Annotated in this window: 11 protein-coding genes, 2 tRNA genes and 3 rRNA genes; 3 read left to right on the forward strand and 13 right to left on the reverse strand. The window is 45.5% G+C overall.

Going from position 1 to position 18,202, the window contains the following annotated elements:
- The first annotated feature begins 477 nt into the window (after window positions 1-477).
- Complete coding sequence (locus tag D0T92_RS00755; protein ID WP_225315120.1) at window positions 478-897, forward strand: hypothetical protein; 420 nt, start codon at window positions 478-480, stop codon at window positions 895-897.
- A gap of 101 nt (window positions 898-998) precedes the next feature.
- Here the strand turns inward: D0T92_RS00755 and D0T92_RS00760 are convergent, their stop codons facing one another.
- The 11 genes from D0T92_RS00760 to D0T92_RS00810 all read right to left on the reverse strand — a co-directional run bounded on the left by D0T92_RS00760 (window position 999) and on the right by D0T92_RS00810 (window position 11,635).
- Window positions 999-1,295: a ComEA family DNA-binding protein gene (locus tag D0T92_RS00760; protein ID WP_151049093.1), complete on the reverse strand. Its 297-nt coding sequence runs from the start codon at window positions 1,293-1,295 to the stop codon at window positions 999-1,001.
- A 201-nt stretch (window positions 1,296-1,496) separates the two neighbouring features.
- Window positions 1,497-1,609, reverse strand: a 5S ribosomal RNA gene (gene rrf, locus D0T92_RS00765).
- A gap of 114 nt (window positions 1,610-1,723) precedes the next feature.
- Window positions 1,724-4,612, reverse strand: a 23S ribosomal RNA gene (locus tag D0T92_RS00770).
- A gap of 341 nt (window positions 4,613-4,953) precedes the next feature.
- Window positions 4,954-5,029, reverse strand: a tRNA-Ala gene (locus tag D0T92_RS00775).
- Between the two features lie 42 nt (window positions 5,030-5,071).
- Window positions 5,072-5,148: transfer RNA gene (locus D0T92_RS00780), tRNA-Ile, on the reverse strand.
- 127 nt (window positions 5,149-5,275) lie between these two features.
- A 16S ribosomal RNA gene (locus D0T92_RS00785) occupies window positions 5,276-6,816 on the reverse strand.
- The 16S, 23S and 5S rRNA genes sit together here with 2 tRNA genes alongside, the layout of an rRNA operon.
- 391 nt (window positions 6,817-7,207) lie before the next feature.
- On the reverse strand, window positions 7,208-7,624 hold the full coding sequence (dksA, locus tag D0T92_RS00790; protein ID WP_151049295.1) for an RNA polymerase-binding protein DksA: 417 nt from the start codon (window positions 7,622-7,624) through the stop codon (window positions 7,208-7,210).
- Between the two features lie 207 nt (window positions 7,625-7,831).
- On the reverse strand, window positions 7,832-8,389 hold the full coding sequence (locus D0T92_RS00795; protein ID WP_151049297.1) for a YggT family protein: 558 nt from the start codon (window positions 8,387-8,389) through the stop codon (window positions 7,832-7,834).
- The gene (proC, locus tag D0T92_RS00800) at window positions 8,386-9,186 is read right to left on the reverse strand and encodes a pyrroline-5-carboxylate reductase (protein ID WP_151049299.1); all 801 of its coding nucleotides are present in this window, start codon (window positions 9,184-9,186) and stop codon (window positions 8,386-8,388) included. Before proC ends, D0T92_RS00795 begins: the two co-directional genes overlap by 4 nt.
- Before the next feature lie 244 nt (window positions 9,187-9,430).
- Window positions 9,431-10,606, reverse strand: coding sequence for a phosphoglycerate kinase (locus D0T92_RS00805; RefSeq protein ID WP_151049301.1), 1,176 nt, complete (start codon window positions 10,604-10,606; stop codon window positions 9,431-9,433).
- Between the two features lie 213 nt (window positions 10,607-10,819).
- A complete protein-coding gene (locus D0T92_RS00810; RefSeq protein WP_151049303.1) occupies window positions 10,820-11,635 on the reverse strand; it encodes a factor H binding protein domain-containing protein in 816 nt (271 codons plus the stop codon).
- 588 nt (window positions 11,636-12,223) lie between these two features.
- Between D0T92_RS00810 and D0T92_RS00815 the strand changes: the two genes are divergently transcribed.
- Complete coding sequence (locus D0T92_RS00815) at window positions 12,224-13,258, forward strand: amidohydrolase family protein (RefSeq protein ID WP_151049305.1); 1,035 nt, start codon at window positions 12,224-12,226, stop codon at window positions 13,256-13,258.
- Window positions 13,259-13,581: 323 nt separating this feature from the next.
- Window positions 13,582-13,995: a DUF4259 domain-containing protein gene (locus D0T92_RS00820; protein WP_151049307.1), complete on the forward strand. Its 414-nt coding sequence runs from the start codon at window positions 13,582-13,584 to the stop codon at window positions 13,993-13,995.
- 90 nt (window positions 13,996-14,085) lie between these two features.
- Here the strand turns inward: D0T92_RS00820 and D0T92_RS00825 are convergent, their stop codons facing one another.
- Both D0T92_RS00825 and D0T92_RS00830 read right to left on the reverse strand, forming a co-directional pair.
- Window positions 14,086-15,606: a pentapeptide repeat-containing protein gene (locus D0T92_RS00825; RefSeq protein WP_151049309.1), complete on the reverse strand. Its 1,521-nt coding sequence runs from the start codon at window positions 15,604-15,606 to the stop codon at window positions 14,086-14,088.
- 84 nt (window positions 15,607-15,690) lie between these two features.
- Window positions 15,691-17,889, reverse strand: a complete 2,199-nt coding sequence (locus D0T92_RS00830; RefSeq protein WP_151049311.1) for a UvrD-helicase domain-containing protein — start codon at window positions 17,887-17,889, stop codon at window positions 15,691-15,693.
- Between the last annotated feature and the right edge of the window lie 313 nt (window positions 17,890-18,202).

Here is an 18,202-nt window from a genome sequence, read left to right on the forward strand (position 1 = left end):
GGTATTGTCCGAAAGGCCGTCTGAAATATTTCAGACGGCCTTCTAATATTAATAAAAATAGTTTATTTCAAATAAAACATTGTCTTATATCAATACATTATTAAAATAATAACTTAAGATAAATTTTTAAATACTTCGTTGAAATCATTTTTCTTTTCTAAATCAAAAATCACTAAAAAGTATTTATTTAAGATAATTACTTACTATTTACTATTTACTATTTATTCACGATATAGTAACAAAAATTTCAAATTTTAACAAAATTTATGAATTTTAATGCTTACTCAATTATCAATTCAACAACAATAAAGCCTATCTATATTTAAATAATAAATTTAAATCAACTATTCATAAGAATCTATAAATACTTTAAACTAGATACTTTATCCAACTTATATTGAAATCAATTGAATGAACCGCTTATTTTCATCCTTACCCGTTTGGATTATATTAATTGATATGATCTACGGTTTCATATTGAATATTTTACAAAATTTTTATCCTGATCAAAAGAATATATTTAAAGACGGATTAACTATTTCACCTAATATCGCCTTTAACGGGCTACAAGCCATTACGAATGCCGGCATGATTTTAATTATTGGATTTGGACTGTATACCTTAATTCAACTCAATAAAAGTGTATTACAAAAAAATTTTTTATCCATAGGCATATTCCGCACATTAGGGCTAATTGCCGTATTAGCTTTTAGTATTCCTTCTTTATGGCAATGGTTTTGGGCAACCCTTCATTTCATAGATGGTACGCAGACTATAAATTTTGATTCTGTCCGCTATTTAATCGTTGCCCTCTGCCAACCATTAATAGCTATTTTGTGTCTATGGCGCTTATTTGGATGGTATCGTTTAGGAACTACTATCAATTCTTTACATTAAATAAGCTCTCCCCTTAAAAGCTTTTTCCGAAACTAAAGCAGCCGGGCTCATAGACGAATCCGGCTGCTTTATTCTCTCCCAGTCTGCCAAGGCGGCTGTATTTACTTTTTCAGGGCGGGTTTGGCTTTTTTATCGGCATTGTCGGCATTGTCGGCGGTAACGGCCTCTTCGCGCACCTTCGCTAAAATACCGTCGCCAATCCCCTTCACATTCTTCAACTCTGCCACCGACTTAAAGGCACCATTCTCATCACGGTAGGCCACAATCGCCGCCGCCTTCGAGGGCCCGATACCCGGCAGCTCGGCCAACTCCTCCGCCCCCGCCGTATTGATATTCACCGCTGCCGCAGCCATCGTCACCGATAGCGCCGCCCAGATGCCCAACAAATAACGCTTCATCACTGCTCCTTTGTCGTTGTGTATAAGATACCGTCTTCTTCCCAGACAGCAGCCCCATCATAAAGCAGCATACAAGTATTAACAATTATTATCACTGCATTTATCATATCTGTTGTCATGACGTCACAATAAGTATTTGTAATATATCTCTGTAAAAAGCAAAAACCCCTGATAGTATTCTATCAGGGGTTCGGTATAAGTGTCTGGCAGTGACCTACTTTCACATGGGTATCCACACTATCATCGGCGCTGAGTCGTTTCACGGTCCTGTTCGGGATGGGAAGGCGTGGGACCAACTCGCTATGGCCGCCAGACTAAACTGTCAAATCGGTAAAGCCGTTTTTATTTCAATCAACTGTTTCGGTAATGTTTGTATCGTATCCTTTTGAAGGATACAGTAAGCTTTCATCTGAAGTTCTTCAAATGATAGAGTCAAGCCTCACGAGCAATTAGTACAGGTTAGCTCCACGTGTTACCACGCTTCCACACCCTGCCTATCAACGTCCTGGTCTCGAACGACTCTTTAGTGCGGTTAAACCGCAAGGGAAGTCTCATCTTCAGGCGAGTTTCGCGCTTAGATGCCTTCAGCGCTTATCTCTTCCGAACTTAGCTACCCGGCAATGCGACTGGCGTCACAACCGGTACACCAGAGGTTCGTCCACTCCGGTCCTCTCGTACTAGGAGCAGCCCCCGTCAAACTTCCAACGCCCACTGCAGATAGGGACCAAACTGTCTCACGACGTTTTAAACCCAGCTCACGTACCACTTTAAATGGCGAACAGCCATACCCTTGGGACCGACTACAGCCCCAGGATGTGATGAGCCGACATCGAGGTGCCAAACTCCGCCGTCGATATGAACTCTTGGGCGGAATCAGCCTGTTATCCCCGGAGTACCTTTTATCCGTTGAGCGATGGCCCTTCCATACAGAACCACCGGATCACTATGTCCTGCTTTCGCACCTGCTCGACTTGTCGGTCTCGCAGTTAAGCTACCTTTTGCCATTGCACTATCAGTCCGATTTCCGACCGGACCTAGGTAACCTTCGAACTCCTCCGTTACTCTTTGGGAGGAGACCGCCCCAGTCAAACTGCCTACCATGCACGGTCCCCGACCCGGATTACGGGCCTGGGTTAGAACCTCAAAGACACCAGGGTGGTATTTCAAGGACGGCTCCACAGAAACTAGCGTCTCTGCTTCAAAGCCTCCCACCTATCCTACACAAGTGACTTCAAAGTCCAATGCAAAGCTACAGTAAAGGTTCACGGGGTCTTTCCGTCTAGCAGCGGGGAGATTGCATCTTCACAACCATTTCAACTTCGCTGAGTCTCGGGAGGAGACAGTGTGGCCATCGTTACGCCATTCGTGCGGGTCGGAACTTACCCGACAAGGAATTTCGCTACCTTAGGACCGTTATAGTTACGGCCGCCGTTTACTGGGGCTTCGATCCGATGCTCTCACATCTTCAATTAACCTTCCAGCACCGGGCAGGCGTCACACCCTATACGTCCACTTTCGTGTTAGCAGAGTGCTGTGTTTTTAATAAACAGTCGCAGCCACCGATTCTCTGCGACCCTCCAATGCTTACAGAGCAAGTCTTTCACATCGAAGGGCATACCTTCTCCCGAAGTTACGGTATCAATTTGCCGAGTTCCTTCTCCCGAGTTCTCTCAAGCGCCTTAGAATTCTCATCCTGCCCACCTGTGTCGGTTTGCGGTACGGTTCAATTCAAACTGAAGCTTAGTGGCTTTTCCTGGAAGCGTGGTATCGGTTACTTCTTGTCCGTAGACAATCGTTATCGCTTCTCGGTGTTATGAAAGTCCGGATTTGCCTAAACTTTCCACCTACCGGCTTGAACAAGCTATTCCAACAGCTTGCTAACCTAACCTTCTCCGTCCCCACATCGCATTTGAATCAAGTACGGGAATATTAACCCGTTTCCCATCGACTACGCATTTCTGCCTCGCCTTAGGGGCCGACTCACCCTACGCCGATGAACGTTGCGTAGGAAACCTTGGGCTTTCGGCGAGCGGGCTTTTCACCCGCTTTATCGCTACTCATGTCAACATTCGCACTTCTGATACCTCCAGCAACCTTCTCAAGTCACCTTCTTCGGCCTACAGAACGCTCCCCTACCATGCATGCAAGCATGCATCCGCAGCTTCGGTTACAGATTTGAGCCCCGTTACATCTTCCGCGCAGGACGACTCGACCAGTGAGCTATTACGCTTTCTTTAAATGATGGCTGCTTCTAAGCCAACATCCTGGCTGTCTGGGCCTTCCCACTTCGTTTACCACTTAATCTGTCATTTGGGACCTTAGCTGGCGGTCTGGGTTGTTTCCCTTTCGACAACGGACGTTAGCACCCGCTGTCTGTCTCCCATGATTGCACTTTCCGGTATTCTTAGTTTGCCATGGGTTGGTAAGTCGCAATGACCCCCTAGCCATAACAGTGCTTTACCCCCGGAAGTGATACATGAGGCACTACCTAAATAGTTTTCGGGGAGAACCAGCTATCTCCGAGTTTGTTTAGCCTTTCACCCCTATCCACAGCTCATCCCCGCATTTTGCAACATGCGTGGGTTCGGACCTCCAGTGCGTGTTACCGCACCTTCATCCTGGCCATGGATAGATCACTCGGTTTCGGGTCTACACCCAGCAACTAGACGCCCTATTAAGACTCGGTTTCCCTACGCCTCCCCTATCCGGTTAAGCTCGCTACTGAATGTAAGTCGTTGACCCATTATACAAAAGGTACGCAGTCACACCTAAAGGTGCTCCCACTGTTTGTATGCATCAGGTTTCAGGTTCTATTTCACTCCCCTCCCGGGGTTCTTTTCGCCTTTCCCTCACGGTACTGGTTCACTATCGGTCGATGATGAGTATTTAGCCTTGGAGGATGGTCCCCCCATATTCAGACAGGATTTCACGTGTCCCGCCCTACTTGTCGTATATTTAGTACCACCAATGAAATTTCGAATACGGGGCTGTCACCCACTATGGCCAAGCTTCCCAGCTTGTTCTTCTATCTCAATGGCTATCGTATACAGGCTCCTCCGCGTTCGCTCGCCACTACTTGCGGAATCTCGGTTGATTTCTTTTCCTCCGGGTACTTAGATGGTTCAGTTCTCCGGGTTCGCTTCTCACTCCCTATGTATTCAGGAGCGGATACTGCACAGAATGCAGTGGGTTTCCCCATTCGGACATCACCGGATCATAGCTTTATTGCCAGCTCCCCGATGCTTTTCGCAGGCTTACACGTCCTTCTTCGCCTATCATCGCCAAGGCATCCACCTGATGCACTTATTCACTTGACTCTATCATTTCAAGAACCTCTTTGACTTCATCTAAATTACCGTTGACGAGTAATCAGATTAGATGTTCATACTTTGATAAAGCTTACTGCTTTTGTTGTGTGTAACTTATGCCTTTTGTCTTTCATAAGTTACTCGATACAATCATCACCCAAATACTGTACAACTTACCTTTCGGTAAATCGACATTGTCTTTGTTTGTTGATTTCGGCTTTCCAATTTGTTAAAGAGCGATGCATGCCTACTAAACAACGACTGTTGCTTAGTCACTTTGCAAATTAAAAACAGCTTTTAAAGCTGGCTTTAATTTAAAAAGTAGCAATATGTTTTAACCTAGCGGCTTTTGGTGGAGGCAAACGGGATCGAACCGATGACCCCCTGCTTGCAAAGCAGGTGCTCTACCAACTGAGCTATGCCCCCTTATCCGTCCGGACAGCTTCTACAACCTGCCCGAAGAATCTCTGGTGGGTCTGGGAGGACTTGAACCTCCGACCCCACGCTTATCAAGCGTGTGCTCTAACCAGCTGAGCTACAAACCCAAGGTCTCTATTGTCTTAACAACAGACAGCTTATAGCTTGCGCATAAGCATTCTTAAAACTTCTCATGCATCTTTTACACAGCTTACCGATAAGTGTGAGTACCCAACAACCTCTTCTTTTCTCTAGAAAGGAGGTGATCCAGCCGCAGGTTCCCCTACGGCTACCTTGTTACGACTTCACCCCAGTCATGAAGCATACCGTGGTAAGCGGGCTCCTTGCGGTTACCCTACCTACTTCTGGTATCCCCCACTCCCATGGTGTGACGGGCGGTGTGTACAAGACCCGGGAACGTATTCACCGCAGTATGCTGACCTGCGATTACTAGCGATTCCGACTTCATGCACTCGAGTTGCAGAGTGCAATCCGGACTACGATCGGTTTTATGAGATTGGCTCCACCTCGCGGCTTGGCTACCCTCTGTACCGACCATTGTATGACGTGTGAAGCCCTGGTCATAAGGGCCATGAGGACTTGACGTCATCCCCACCTTCCTCCGGCTTGTCACCGGCAGTCTCATTAGAGTGCCCAACTTAATGATGGCAACTAATGACAAGGGTTGCGCTCGTTGCGGGACTTAACCCAACATCTCACGACACGAGCTGACGACAGCCATGCAGCACCTGTGTTACGGCTCCCGAAGGCACTCCTCCGTCTCTGGAGGATTCCGTACATGTCAAGACCAGGTAAGGTTCTTCGCGTTGCATCGAATTAATCCACATCATCCACCGCTTGTGCGGGTCCCCGTCAATTCCTTTGAGTTTTAATCTTGCGACCGTACTCCCCAGGCGGTCAATTTCACGCGTTAGCTACGCTACTAAGGCATCAAGTGCCCCAACAGCTAATTGACATCGTTTAGGGCGTGGACTACCAGGGTATCTAATCCTGTTTGCTACCCACGCTTTCGGGCATGAACGTCAGTATTATCCCAGGGGGCTGCCTTCGCCATCGGTATTCCTCCACATCTCTACGCATTTCACTGCTACACGTGGAATTCTACCCCCCTCTGACATACTCTAGCTACCCAGTTTCAAACGCAGTTCCCAGGTTGAGCCCGGGGATTTCACATCTGACTTAAGTAACCGTCTGCGCCCGCTTTACGCCCAGTAATTCCGATTAACGCTCGCACCCTACGTATTACCGCGGCTGCTGGCACGTAGTTAGCCGGTGCTTATTCTTCAGGTACCGTCATATGTTCGTGGTATTAGCACAAACCCTTTCTTCCCTGACAAAAGTCCTTTACAACCCGAAGGCCTTCTTCAGACACGCGGCATGGCTGGATCAGGGTTGCCCCCATTGTCCAAAATTCCCCACTGCTGCCTCCCGTAGGAGTCTGGGCCGTGTCTCAGTCCCAGTGTGGCGGATCATCCTCTCAGACCCGCTACTGATCGTCGCCTTGGTAGGCTCTTACCCCACCAACTAGCTAATCAGACATCGGCCGCTCGAATAGCGCGAGGTCCTAAGAGCCCCCGCTTTCCTTCTCAAAGCGTATGCGGTATTAGCCATCCTTTCGGACAGTTATCCCCCACTACTCGGTACGTTCCGATGCATTACTCACCCGTTCGCCACTCGCCACCAAAAGAGCAAGCTCTTCCGTGCTGCCGTTCGACTTGCATGTGTAAAGCATGCCGCCAGCGTTCAATCTGAGCCAGGATCAAACTCTTATGTTCAATCTCTAACTTATAACTTCTGGTCTGCTTCAAAGAAACCGACAAGATTTTATTCCTGTCTGTTTTTGTCGCAGTGTGAGGCCGTCAGGCACTCACACTTATCGGTATTCTGTGTTGTTAAAGAGCATTCCCGCCACTGCGTCAGCAGCGAAGAAACCGAACTATACCGACTCAAAAACACCCAGTCAATACCCATAAACTGAAAAAATACACACCCCTTCACCACTACATTGTTTATCTTGAGAATTTTTTTAGAAAAATTTTATAACTGACAATAATGCGAAATAAACGCCTAACAAAATGCCTTTTTATCACACTGTCCAAACATAACCGAACGATGATAAAAAGGCATTTTTAATTTTTAAGCAAATATCAAATACTTTTTGAATATTTAATCTGCAAATTGTTTTTTGAGTTGTTCGCGGCGCTCTTGTGCTTCTACCGACAGCGTAGCGGTTGGACGAGCCAATAATCGCTTCAGGCCAATTGGCTCTCCGGTATCTTGGCAGAATCCATATTCACCCTCATCAATGCGGCGGATAGATGCCTGAATTTTATTCAAAAGCTTACGCTCGCGATCTCGGGTACGCAGTTCTAAAGCATACTCTTCTTCCTGAGTGGCGCGATCGGCAGGGTCGGGGGCAGACTCATGTTCTTTCAGATGACCCGTCGTAGTCGTAGCGTTATCAATTAACTCATCTTGCAGTTTAATCAACAGCTCACGAAAAAATTCTAATTGGTCTGCATTCATGTAGTCTTCTTCAGGACCATTCCAATTGAGGATATCTTGTTCTGTCAGCTTTGCCATGATGATTCTTTCTTCCCTATTGCCATGAGTAACTTTTTAAGCCAGTCATCGCTGTTGTTAGTTTGTTATTGATTATTCGATAAATTAACTCGCCGTTAGGCGGATGGCATCATAACATAATTTTATTTATGTACCTTATATTTCCCATTTGCAAACCATAGTTTGATTTACAATCAGGTGATATAGCCAAGTTAACTTATTGATAAATCAATTCAACAACCATAAATTTAATTTGCTTGTCAGCTGTGGCAAGATTGCACTCAACCAAAACCACAACACAATCACCAGAACGCTTCCTGAAAAATCGTAGCGCCCGAATTTTAAAAAGACAAATGGTTCTGACAATGGTTCAAATATTCTATGCAAAGATACTTGTAAAGAAGCGTATGGGTTTTGAAAACTCATAACCATTCTTAATACCAACCCCAGCAATAAAACATAAGCGATTGCTTTTAAAACGCTTAAAACGGTGAAAAACATATTGGCAGCAATAATTTTGATGCTAAAACCACCCGGTAGGGCAATTAGCGATATCAGGGTAAACGCCAGATAGTAGATTAAAATCGAAGCCAACACACAGGCGGTATCCCAACGGCCGATTGGCGGCGTTACCTTACGCAACGGCTGAACCAGCCAATCGGTCGTATGGGCGCAAAATTGTGCGAGCGGGTGCTTATATTCCAATTGCGCCCATTGCAGCAAACAACGCGCCAAACAGACAATCGAGAGGCCGTCTGAAAACAGAATCAGTAATTTTGCAATCATTTACCACCCTCGAATTGTTGAGCGATTTCTTTCGAACGGGCGACACAGGCATCTACGCCGGCACCAATGGCTTGAGCGACTTTTCGCTCTTTAAAAGTTTCGAGGGCAGCAAAAGTGGTACCACCTTTTGAGGTTACATTTTGTTGCAAAACTATGAAGTCTTCCCCGCCTTGCTCGGCCAAACCGACGGCACCTTTAAAGGTAGCCAGACTGAGCTGCCGTGCGGTTTCGTTATCAAAGCCTTGCGCCAATGCTGCTTCTTGCAGTGCATTCATTAAATAAAACACATAAGCGGGGCCGCTTCCGGTGATTCCGGTAATCGCATGTATTTGCGCTTCATCTTCCAACCAAACCACCTGCCCTATTGCCGACATCACCTCTTCTGCCGCTTGTTTATCGGCATCGCTTGCACCATCGGCGGCAAACAAGCCCGACACGCCCAAACCAACCCGTCCGGGCGTATTCGGCATGGTTCTGATAATACGGCGTGTATCGTTCAAATAACTGCTCAGGGTATTCACACTCAAGCCTGCCGCCACTGACAACACCAGCGCACCATTGGTTTCCACTCCCGCACACGCCGCCTGCATATCTTGTGGTTTCACCGCTAGCACCAAAATATCTTCGGCATTTAATGCCGGTAATTTTTCCGATACGGCCACGCCGAGGCTTTTTGCCAAACGTTCACGTTTTTCCGCACCACGGTTGACAATATGAATCTGATAACCGCCTTGTCGAACCAAGCCACCGGCAATGGCTTCGGCCATATTACCGCCACCTAAAAAATAAATAGTCATATTTAACTTCGAAACCTTTTCAATAATTGAACTGCTGCCACACAAGCCGCCTATTCGCCTGCTTCAAAACATAGTAACAATGCGGCCTGTGTAAAGATAATCACACTATATCTTACCTGATTATGTCAAACACTGTTTTAACAACACGATTGAGTTTCTTTAAGTATAAATTACCTCAATAATCAAACAGGCCGTCTGAAACGGTTTCAGACGGCCTTAGCTGTTTATTCAAATATCTGTTTACTTATGCACGTTGCTCCAATACGGCTACGGCAGGCAGTGTTTTGCCCTCTAAGAATTCCAAGAATGCACCGCCGCCGGTAGAAATATAGCTGATTTGTTCGGTAACGCCGAATTTGGCAATGGCCGCCAAGGTATCGCCGCCACCCGCAATCGAAAATGCTTTACTTTCAGCAATTGCTTTAGCCAATACTTCGGTGCCGCCGGCAAAGGCATCAAACTCAAACACACCGACGGGGCCGTTCCAAACAATGGTGCCGGCAGCATTAAGTGCTTCAGCCAATACCGCAGCAGACTTCGGCCCGATATCCAGAATCATATCGTCTTCGGCCACCTCATCAATTGATTTAACGGTTGCTTCGGCATCAGCGGCAAACGTTTTTGCCACCACCACATCACTCGGCAACGGCACTACGCCGCCTTTGGCCGCCATTTTTTCCATAATCTTTTTAGACTCACCAACCAAATCATGTTCGGCCAATGATTTACCGATAGACTTTCCTTGTGCCAATAAGAAAGTATTGGCAATACCGCCGCCGACAATCAATTGGTCAACCTTATCGGCCAAGCTTTCAAGAATGGTTAATTTGGTAGAAACCTTACTGCCGGCCACAATTGCCACCAACGGGCGGGCGGGATTTTTCAGAGCCGTACCTAAAGCATCCAACTCATCTGCCAACAATACGCCGGCACAAGCCACAGGGGCGAAACGGGCAACAGCTTCGGTGGAAGCTTGCGCACGGTGTGCCGTACCGAAGGCATCGTTCACAAACACATCACACAAAGCCGCATAAGCCTGCCCCAGCTCGGTATCGTTTTTCTTTTCACCTTTATTAATACGTACGTTTTGCAGCATTGCTACTTCACCTGCCGCTAAAACAGGTTTGTTTTCACGCCAGTCGTTCAATACTTTTACTTCCTTGCCCAGCAAGCCGCCCAAATGTGCTGCAACAGGAGCGACATCGTCTTCAGGGTGAAACTCGCCCTCGGTCGGCCGACCCAAATGCGACATCACAATCACGGAAGCACCGTTATCCAAACAATACCGAATCGAAGCCAAAGATGCGCGGATACGGGTATCGTTGCTGATTTTGCCATCTTTAAAAGGCACATTCATATCGGAGCGGATTAATACGGTTTTGCCTTGTACGTTTTGTTCGGTTAATTTCAAAAATGCCATAGCGGTGTTCCTTTTTTGGAAGTCAATTTTCAAAAGTCAATGAAACGAATCAGCCGCATTATGAGGGAAGCGGCAAAAGCGGTAAAGGCACAATAGCCAAAGGGTTGTTTAAAATCATAAAAGGCCGTCTGAAAAAATATTCAGACGGCCTGATTTTGACTAATCAAACTTTAAACAGATATATCCAACTCGACGCGTTTTTAATATTAGTGCTTAATTTCTTCGCGCATCAGGGGATTTTCTACCACCGAAGCCGATATTGACATCTTGGTTGTTAATCTTCAATTGTGCCTGACCGGCAATTTCTTCGCCTTTGGGGCCAAAGAAGCCTAACTTATACGAACCGGAAGTACTATTGCCATTCTTAGCTATGCCTTCTATACCGACTTTACCCTGAATCGCACCACCGGCTTTCAATCCGGCAATACTACCTTTTTCCAAGTCAACCTTACCATATTGACCCAAACCTAAAATCGAACCTGAACCCTGTCTGCGGTCGAAATCAACAAAGTAGCTTAATTGGCCATGGGTGTCTTTACCGGTAAACGCCTGCCCTTCATACAAATAAGAACCTTGAGTAGGCAGATTCGCCATAGCCGTTGCATCACCCTGAACCGCTAGCACACGGAATTTATCTACATTGCGGCTGACATTACTATCGGTTTCTTTATCAACATGTGCAGCCAACACAGCAGAATATTTGTTTTTATAAATTCGTGCCGTACCCGACTCTTTAATCTCGCCTTTATTTCCCACCTTCTGAGCCGTTAGTTCATACGACTGATTATGTACCGTATTCTGATGCAGGGTAGCAATATCAATCTTATCACCGACACGATACGTTTTACCGTTGATTTTCAAGCTTACATCACGGGTATTCGTACTGCTCAAATCGGGCGTGGTAATCACCTGATAACCATTCTTACCGGACGGTGGTCGTATGGAATTAATCGCCTCTTTCGAGCCGCATGCAGAAAGTGTGAACGAAGCAATACCTGCCACCATGAGTAAATTCAAATACGTTTTCATAATATTTCCTTGCTTATTATTAATAGCCTCTATAACCGGATATCCGGCTATTCAGCACAACACTATCGGGTATTTAACCAACTTTTGAAAACACCCTAATAGCAGAAAATTTATTATTAATAAGCTTATGAAATATTTTTTTCAAATGCAATATAAATAGTGCAAAAACACTAGAGAAATTGACCCAACACAATAAAATATGAAGTTTAATATTTTTTTGCAATTTATTTAAAATAATATAGAAAGTATAAGAATAATGTTTGAAATTTCCACATCAACATCTCAAAGCAAATCCCTCAAAACAGCTATATTTTTTTAATATGATTATTAACAATATTGCAAAAGGCCGTCTGAAATATATTCAGACAGCCTTTTTTATCCAACCCTATTCATAAAAAATATTTCCATGAAAAAATCATATTTATATTTTCGATATGACCGACAATTTGCCAATGTATCCAATTCGTACTGTCTTTTTAAGTTTAGTTAATTCATTACACATCGGCACACCTTGGGAGTATGATAATTTTTAAAATATTATTTCTATATTTGTGATTTTTTTGCAACTCATCTTAAAAGGAGTTAGTCATGGAAGGTAAAATTGCCCTTGAAGAGCACTTCTCAACGGAGTTAAACAATAAATACTGGGACGCCAAAGGTGAAGAAGACCGTAACGGCGTGGAATATACTCAAGACGTGAAACGCAAACTGGCCGACCCCGATCTTTGCGTGGCCGAAATGGATCGTGCCGGTATTGAAGTGTGTATTATGTCTTTGACTTCCCCCGGCGTTCAGTCGATTATCGACCCCGAAGAAGCGGTTGAATTGGCACGCTCTGCCAACGATTATGCCCATTCGTTTATTCAAAAACATCCTACCCGCCTGACTTCTTTTGCTTCCGTGGCGCTGCAAAACCCCGAAGCAGCCGCCGACGAGTTGGAACGCGCCGTTACCAAACTGGGCTTGAAAGGCGTATTGATTAACGGCTACACCAATGTAGGTCCCGACGAAAAAGTTCAATACTTAGACGAAGCACCTTTAGATGTATTCTGGGAACGCATGGTGAAATTGAATGTGCCGATGTATCTGCACCCGCGCGAACCGCTGCCCAGCCAACGCCGTTCTATTCAAGGCTATCCCGAATTAGTGGGTTCCGCTTGGGGCTTCGGTTATGAAACAGCCAGCCATGCCGTGAGATTGATGTTGAGCGGTTTATTCGACCGTTATCCTACCCTGCAAGTGATTTTAGGCCACTTGGGCGAAGGCCTGCCTTACATGCTGCCCCGTCTGCAACACAGATTGGATATGCAACGCTTTGGTGCCAAAGGCTCTAAAGCCAAACACCGTGTCGGCTACTATTTGGCCAACAACTTCCACTTAACCACCAGCGGCCATTTCCACTCCAAACCTTTATTGGAAGCCATTGAGCAAGTGGGCATTGAGCGCGTGATGTTCTCTACCGACTATCCTTACGAACACATGGATGCCGGCTCACGCTGGTTTGATGATCTCTTAATGGACAACCAATCCAAACTGCGCATCGGCCGTGACAATGCCAATAAACTATTCTCCTTAGGCTTGCCGCCTTTATCTGAGAGCTTCGCGGCTACTTCTGCTTCTTAAGTAAAAGTATCTGCAATAATGCGCAGTTAAATGATTAGGCCGTCTGAAAACTTTTCAGACGGCCTCTTTAAATCATAAATTGGAGAGGAGCCAGTTTAGTTTATGAGTAAGGAAGTAAAGTCGTGTAATTCGATTACATGGAAAAATAATGAAATAAGTTTTTCTATGCCAGACAAAAATTAACACAAAAAATATAATATAATCACAGAAGAAATAAAGCGTTATTTAGAAAGTGGAATATTTAAAGGGTTATAAAGAAGAAATATTGCCATTAGATAGTCCAAAGTTGATGAAGCATTTTAAAGAAGAAGGAGGTAAATACTATGGGAGCTTGGGGAACAGGTAATTTTGAAAATGATGAGGCATGTGATTGGTTGTATGAATTTGGAGAACAGCCGACTAGAGGTTTTTTAGAAAAAACTTTAGATGCGGTCTACGAAGACGAATATTTAGAGTCTAATATCGCCGTAGAAGTTCTTGCAGCAATTGAAACTATTGCTTTGATAATGGGTAATTCTAAAGAAAATCCACCGGGGTTAGAAGACATTGATATTGATTTTGAAACTATAAAAAATAGTTTTGATAAGGCTTTATTTGATAAAGCTATCAAATCCATTAATCGTATTTTAGATAAAAACGACAATGAACTTTATGAGTTATGGGAAGGAGATGAGGATTGGGAAAATGTTGTTTTAGACTTAAGAAAGCGTATTAATGAGCTAATGAACCAAAATTAGTGATACAGGATATTGTTCTTTGAAATAGAATATATACGGAATATATAAACCATTTAAATTTAGGGGCTAATCTACGTTAGCCCCTAAATTTTATTGGCTGCCTTTACCGGCCAAGTCGGTAATTTTCTCTAATAAACGCGCAACTCTATCCAAACTTGAATCATCCCGACTGCGTTTGTCTTCGCTTTGAGCATCGGCTTGATACTGGAAATGCTGCATAGACAGCAAACGGTCGCGGATTTGGGTAAAGGTTTCCTGTACATATTCGGCGGCTTTATCCGGATTGCCCAACCCTGCGGCAGCGTGTTGCGATGCCTCCAATAAACCACTGTATAACTCGACTTGGTGTTTCATGGCGGAAAAATAGCGCACTTCATTAAGTAAGGCTTTTTGATGGCGCAATAGTGTGGTAGCAATCAGAATTAAAGTAATGACGGGGAAAGTGTAAAATAAAATATGCCAGTTATTTTCAGGAAATAAGTTATGCTGCCATAAGTAATATGGAATAAATAACAATAACACTAAAGAGCCAATTAAAATTAATGTTCCCACAAAACCTAATATCAAAGCATATATTTGATTAATTTTAATTTGTGTATCTGTATTTTTCAGTGCTTTTTCTAAAGATTCTTTAGCGTCTTTGATTTTACCACTCAACTCAGTCTTCAATTTAGTAATTTGCATTTTCAAACTGTTCAACTCATTTTCTTGCTGTCGTTTCTGTTCTTCGAACTGTTGTTTCTGTGCTTCGAGCTGTTGTTTCTGTGCTTCGAGCTGTTGTTTCTGCGCTTCGAGCTGCTCAATTTGACTTTCTAACTCCTTAACTTCTTCTGCATCATTGCCTGCTTGTTTCAATTGTTCCTTTAATTGAGTAATTTCTTGTTCTCTCCGAACAATTTCTTGTTCTCTCCGAACAATTTCTTGTTCTCTCCGAACAATTTCTTGTTCTTTTTGTTGAACACCGGTTTCTAAAGTAATTGTATTGCGGTTAGGAATATTAACTCCTATTGTTCCCTTAAGGTTTACCTCCTCAAGGTTTGCTCTCTCAAGGTTTGCTCCCCAAAGGTTTGCTCCCCAAAGGTTTGCTCCCCAAAGGTTTGCTCCCCAAAGGTTTGCTCTTCTAAGGTTTGCCTCCCCAAGGTTTGCCTCCTCAAGGTTTGCTCCCCAAAGGTTTGCCTCCTCAAGGTTTGCTCCCCAAAGGTTTGCCTCCTCAAGGTTTGCTCTCTCAAGGTTTGCTCCCCAAAGGTTTGCTCTTCTAAGGTTTGCTCCCCAAAGGTTTGCCTCCTCAAGGTTTGCTCTCTCAAGGTTTGCTCCCCAAAGGTTTGCTCTTCTAAGGTTTGCCTCCTCAAGGTTTGCCTCCTCAAGGTTTGCCTCCTCAAGGTTTGCTCTCTCAAGGTTTACTGCTATAAGGATAGCTCCTGCAAGATTTACTCCTTCAAGTCTTACTCTCGCAAAGTTTACTTCTATAAGGATAGCTCCTCGAAGATCCGCTCCTCTAAGGTCCACTCCCTCAAAATTTGCCCTTTCACCTTCCTTACCGCCACTTCTCAACCATAATTCATGTTTTTCAAGAATCTGCTTTAATTCTTCTGGTGTTATTTTTCGTTCCATCTCATTCCCTTAAATCTATTCTCTAACCACTCAAAATATTGCCGCTTATTGTATAAAAATCGTTGGCATATCAACAAAATCTTTTCAGACGGCCTCTAATTTCGCAAACTTGGTATCCAACTCTTTTACCCCTTGTTTGCCAAAGTTCACCGTAAGCCGTGCCGATTCGCCTTTATTGACGGCATCAATAATGACACCGGTGCCGAATTTGGCATGACGTACGTTTTGGCCGATACGGAAACCGGCATATTCCTGCGGCAGGCTGTAGTTTTCGACCACGCGGTTTTTCACTTTGGGTGCGTCGGTAAAGCTATTGAAGCGTTGGGCGGCGGATGATAAGCGGTAAACGACGGCTTCGGGGATTTCTTCGACAAAGCGCGAAACAATGCCGAAATGGGTTTGGCCGTGCAGCAGGCGTTGTTGTGCCATGCTGATATACAGGCGTTTGCGGGCGCGGGTGATGGCGACATACATCAGGCGGCGTTCTTCTTCTAGGCCGCCGCGTTCGGCAAGGCTGTATTCGCTGGGGAAAAGCCCTTCTTCCATGCCGCTGAGGAAAACAATATCAAATTCCAGCCCTTTGGCGGCGTGTACGGTCATTAGCTGTATGGCCTGTTCGCCCTGCCCGGCCTGATTTTCACCCGACTCCAGCGCGGCATTACTGAGAAAGGCGAGAATGGGGAACAACGGATTATCGGCGGCGTTTTCGGGCAGAATCTCAAAATTGCTTTCAGAGGGCTTAAAGGCTACGGCGGCATTGACCAGTTCGTCGAGGTTGTCGAGCCTATCTTGATGGTCGCCTTTTTGGTTTTGGTAATAGTCTATCAGGCCGCTGTCGCGGGTAATGCCGACCATCATCTCTTGCAGGGAAACGTTCGGCGCCTGTTCGCGCAGGCTGTCAATCAGGCGGACAAAGGCGGCGACTTTGGCGGCTTTCGCACCCATACCGCAGGCGGCCTGCCATAGGGAAATACCTTGTTCGGCAGCAGCCGCTTGGATGTTTTCAATGGTGCGGGCGCCGATACCGCGCGGGGGCATATTAATCACACGCAAAAGGGCGTTGTCGTCATCGGGGTTGACCGAAAGCCGCAAATAGGCCAGCGCATGTTTGATTTCCTGCCGCTCATAAAAGCGCAAGCCGCCATAGATTTTATAGGGTACGCCGGCATGAAACAGGGCTTGTTCGAGAATGCGCGATTGGGCATTGCTGCGGTAGAGCACGGCCATTTGATCAAGCGGCCAACCTTCTCGGCGTAGGTTTTGCGCTTCTTCAATAATAAAACGGGCTTCGTCGGTATCAACCGAAGCGGCATAAAAGCGGATTTTTTCACCCTCGGCGGCATCGGTGCGTAGGTTTTTACCCAAGCGTTCGGCATTGTTTTCAATCACGGCATTGGCGGCGGTGAGAATATTGCCGTCCGAACGGTAGTTTTGTTCGAGTTTAATGGGTGCTTCGATATCAAATTCACGCATTAAGGCGGTCATATTACCGACATGCGCACCGCGAAAGCGGTAGATGGATTGGTCGTCGTCGCCTACGGCAAATACGGCGGTATGCTCGCCTGCCATCAGCTTGAGCCATGCGTATTGCAGTTTGTTGGTATCTTGAAATTCATCAACCAAAATATGGTTAAAGCGGTTTTGATAGTGTTGGCGCAGGGTTTCGTCGGCCTGCATGATTTCATAGCTGCGCAACATCAATTCGGCAAAATCCACCACGCCTTCGCGTAAACAGACTTTATCGTATTCGGCATAGCATTCGATCATGCGTTGGGTGTGCGGATCGGGTGCCTGCAAAACAGAAGCGCGCAAACCGCTTTCTTTTTGGGCGTTGATAAAGCCTTGCAGCGAACGCGGGGCGATGATTTCTTCGGCAATATTGAGCTGTTTGAGCAGGCGTTTAATCAGGGCGAGCTGGTCGCTGCTGTCGAGAATCTGAAAGGTAGCGGGCAGGCCGGCGTTTTTATGGTGTAGGCGTAAAAAACGGTGGCATAAGCCGTGAAAAGTGCCTAGCCACATGGCTCGAACATTAACCGGCAGCATGGCACTCAGGCGGGTTTGCATTTCTTTGGCGGCTTTATTGGTAAAGGTTACCGCCATAATGCTATGCACACTGGCCTGCCCGCTTTGCAACAACCAGGCGATGCGGGTGGTGAGTACGCGGGTTTTGCCGCTGCCCGCCCCGGCAAGCACCAGCGCAGATTGGGGCGGCCAAGTAACGGCGGAAAGCTGTTCGGCATTCAAGCCTTGTAAAAGGGCGGAGGCAGTCGGGTCGGAAAACATGGTGATAAGGCCGTCTGAAAAAAAGATACGGTATTGTAATGGATAAGGCCGTCTGAAAGGCTATTGACTGCCCGATAAAGCGGAAAAACTTGATTCGGGTAATGTAAAAACGATTTGCCGATATGCGATTCAGACGGCCTTTTAAAAATAATCACCTTAATGATTTTTCTTTATAGTAGCCCGATGGTTATCAAACTCTAATCAATGCATCAACCGATAAAATACTTTATATTACAAACGTTAAGCATGCGCGAAATCATGTAATCACTGCAACACAGCGGGCTTAACGGAGTCTTATGGTTACCACTGGATT

It is taken from the genome of Neisseria zalophi, from assembly GCF_008807015.1.
Lineage (GTDB): Bacteria > Pseudomonadota > Gammaproteobacteria > Burkholderiales > Neisseriaceae > Neisseria > Neisseria zalophi.